The organism is Ilyobacter sp., from assembly GCF_041583315.1.
Classification (GTDB): Bacteria; Fusobacteriota; Fusobacteriia; order Fusobacteriales; family Fusobacteriaceae; genus Ilyobacter.
Window position 1 is genome coordinate 1 of the sequence record NZ_JBFHGC010000307.1, and the last position, 3,581, is coordinate 3,581.

The 3,581-nt window shown below is 35.8% G+C and carries 2 protein-coding genes and 1 pseudogene; 2 read left to right on the forward strand and 1 reads right to left on the reverse strand.

Translation table 11 applies throughout. The features are described from left to right. Positions 1 to 79: 79 nt before the first annotated feature. On the reverse strand, positions 80 to 529 hold the full coding sequence (locus ABZA26_RS10365) for a bifunctional precorrin-2 dehydrogenase/sirohydrochlorin ferrochelatase (RefSeq protein ID WP_372714453.1): 450 nt from the start codon (positions 527 to 529) through the stop codon (positions 80 to 82). Positions 530 to 1,005: 476 nt separating this feature from the next. Between ABZA26_RS10365 and ABZA26_RS10370 the strand changes: the two genes are divergently transcribed. Both ABZA26_RS10370 and ABZA26_RS10375 read left to right on the forward strand, forming a co-directional pair. Further along, positions 1,006 to 2,355 (forward strand): MATE family efflux transporter, encoded by a 1,350-nt coding sequence (locus ABZA26_RS10370; protein WP_372714454.1) that lies wholly within the window; start codon positions 1,006 to 1,008, stop codon positions 2,353 to 2,355. Continuing rightward, positions 2,346 to 3,581: pseudogene (locus tag ABZA26_RS10375) on the forward strand (bifunctional glutamate--cysteine ligase GshA/glutathione synthetase GshB); the annotation flags it as partial. The gene ABZA26_RS10370 and the pseudogene ABZA26_RS10375, both read left to right, overlap by 10 nt.

The following is a 3,581-nucleotide window of genomic DNA, read 5'->3' on the forward strand; positions in this document are numbered from 1 at the left end:
CTTCTTAAAAATTTCCCCCAAAATTTTCCCACTCTACGCCCCTCCGATCTAGTAAATAATTAAGTTTTTATTCTGATACTTAATTTTTTTCCAGTAATTTTTTTATGCTGTCTCTTATTTCCAAGGATTTTTTCGGATACCCCTTTGCGGATACTGCCACCTGCACAGAATCACCCTCATACACCGCCGCAAATCTGGCATTCATCTCCACCTTAGAGGTCATATTATTTACAAGTATATTATTTTCATTGCAAATCTCATATATATATCTGTTGAAGTCGCTGTTGTTTGTGGCAGCTACTACCAAAAATACATTTTTAAGATCTTCTTCTGTGAAATCCCTCATGGATATCTTTATATCTTGAAGTTCCAGGATTTCACTTTCGGCCACTTCTCTCGTTATTACCTCTACATTTGCCCCATATTTCAGTAAAGTTTTTATCTTCCTGCAGGCTATATTTCCAGCCCCTATAACAAGGCACCTTTTGTGGCTCAAGTCTATGAACAATGGGAAAAATTTGTGCTCCATATTCTGTATTTACCTCCTGATGATCTATGTCGTTTTAAGTTTATGATTAATTACTATATAATTTTTAATATGGGCCTCAAATAGTCTTTAACCTTTATACTCATTCAAATGTCATTTCCTTCAAATTTCAAAAAAACAGGCTTAATTTATTGTAAACAGCTCAAAAATAAGCCAATTATATCACACATGTCCTTATTTATAAAGAATTTGGAAATTTTTATGAAATAAACCAAGAAAAGCCCATGACCCTGTAAAACAATCGCAATACAATCGGTCAGATTATGATAATGTGACTTTATCTCCCGAAGAGTTCACTCTTAATCTAAAAAAAGTATTGCTATTTTAGTGTTAAAGACGATATAATTATATTTATTCGCTTTCGAAAGAAGGACGGTGGAAATGCTTTCATATACCCACAGATGAAGCTACATCAATAATGAATAAATAACTATTTTTAAGAGGTGAACTAAAATTTAATGAAAAATATAAATAGATTAACTGAGGGACCCATAAGCAAGCTGCTTATAACACTGGCTGTACCCATAATGGGATCCTCTTTTTTGCAGATGGCATACGGGTTAGTAGATATGCTGTGGATAGGAAGGCTAGGGAGTAATGCCGTAGCAGGTATAGGTACTGCAATGTTTTTTATCAATTTTGGATATGCCATTAATTCCATGATCGTAACCGGAGCAGGTATAAAGGTATCACACAGCGTGGGGTCTAAAGATTATGACAGCGCCACAGACTGCATAAAGAATGCTTTTTTTATAAATTTTATAATGTTTATCTTTTTTATAAGCGGCTTAATATTTTATAAGGATGATCTGATTGGTTATTTTCAGCTGAATAATAACCAAGTGGAAAGCATGGCAAAGACATACCTTGTAATAACAGGATTAGGACTGGTTTTTAAATTTTCAAACTTTCTTTTTACAAGAATACTGAATAGTTTTGGAGAAAGTAAGCTTCCTTTTAAAATAAATGCAGTGGGTGTAGTGACAAATATTATTTTAGATCCTCTGCTTATTTTTGTACTGGATATGGGAGTTGCTGGTGCTGCATTGGCAACAATAATATCCCAGGCAATCAGTATGATTTTATTTTTCAGAGCTTCGAAAGAATATTTTTCCATAAAAAATATATTTGAATATAAATTAAGTAAAATAAGAGAGATTTTGAGTTTGGGACTGCCCATCGCAGTGCAGAGGATACTTTTCACAGGCTTCGGGATACTTATAGCAAAGATCATATCCAGATGGGGGCCAGATGCAATAGCAGCTCAGAAAATAGGCCTGCAGATAGAATCCATTGCCTATATGACTGCAGGAGGACTCTACGGTGCTGTGGCTAGCTTCACAGGGCAAAACTACGGAGCCAAGAAATACAGAAGAATATCAGAAGGTTATAAAACCGCCTTTATACTGGCCAGTGTCATAGGGGGGACAGCCACTATTCTATTTGTAGTCTTTCCAAAAGAGCTCATAAGCCTCTTTATAAAGGACAGTAAAACTTTGGAAATAGGAATAAACTATCTCAGGATAGTGGGCATATCTCAGTTTTTTATGTGCATTGAGATAATAAGTAACGCCGGATTTAGCGGCATAGGAAGACCAAAAGTTTCCTCTACAGTGAGTATTATATTCACAGGTCTGAGAATCCCTATAGCATATTATCTGTCCCATGAATCTCGAATGGGAATAAACGGTGTCTGGATGAGTATCGCTCTGTCCAGTATCCTTAAGGGGATTATTCTTTCAGGGTTATTTTTAAGAAACTTAAGAAAAATTTATATAAATGTTAAGGGAGAGGGATTATGGACTTAAATTTTAAAGATTTGATAAAAAAATCAAAATTAGAATCTTTACTGACAAAGGGCAATTTCGGACTTGAAAAAGAAAATTTGAGAGTAAATAAAGATGGCAGATTAGCTCTAACTCCCCATCCAAAAGAGTTTGGTGACAAACTGAAAAATCCATATATAACCATCGACTTTTCAGAAAGTCAGCTGGAAATGATAACCCCTAGTTTTGAATCTATTGAAAAGTCTTATACATTTCTTGAGAATATCCATGATATTGTGAGTACTACGCTAGACAATGAATACTTATGGCCCCAGAGCATCCCTCCTATTCTTCCGGAAGAGAAGGATATTCCCATAGGTGAATTTCACGGAGAGGACGGCAGAAGCAATAAGGAATACAGGGAGAGGCTGGCAAAGAAATACGGCAAAAAACTCCAGCTCTTATCGGGAATCCATTATAATTTTTCCTTTTCAGATAAATTTTTAGAAAAACTCTATATGGAGATTTCACATGGTTCAGAATTTCCGGATTTCAAAAGTTTTAAAAACTACCTTTACCTGAAAATTGCAAGAAATCATTTTAGATACGGGTGGTTTTTCATATATCTCTTCGGAGCCAGTTCCCCTATACACGGGACTTACAGAAAAGAGTGTCTGGAAAAGATGTCACAGCTCCCTGATGACTCCTATTATTCTGAGCATACCCTCTCCTTCAGAAACGGAATCTGCGGGTATAAAAATATAGAGGATATTTACGTTTCACATGAGACTCTTTCAGACTACATAGCTGATATAAAAGGACTTATAAAGGCTGATATACTCCAGCAAGCCAAGGAATATTACAGCTCTATAAGGCTGAAACCTAAAAACAAGGCTAAAATGCTGGAGTCCCTTGAGAAAGACGGAGTGGAGTATCTTGAATTTCGGTCCATTGATCTCAATCCTTTCAGCAGAATAGGTGTAGATCTCCTTGATTTGGAGTTTGTACACCTTTTTATCATATACCTGCTATTAAAAGAAGAGGACAGCGAATTCGGAGAGGCCCAGTATAAGAGAGCCATCAAAAACCAAGAGTTGCTGGCCACAAGGGGAAGAGATAAAGAACTTCTTTTAAACAGAGGCGAAGATACGCCCATTACTGCCAGAAAATGGGCAGAGGAAATCATCAATGAAATGACAGATATTTTTGAAGAAACCGGTATTTTAGATGAGAAATATAAAGAAATAATAGATTTTCAAAAAGATAAA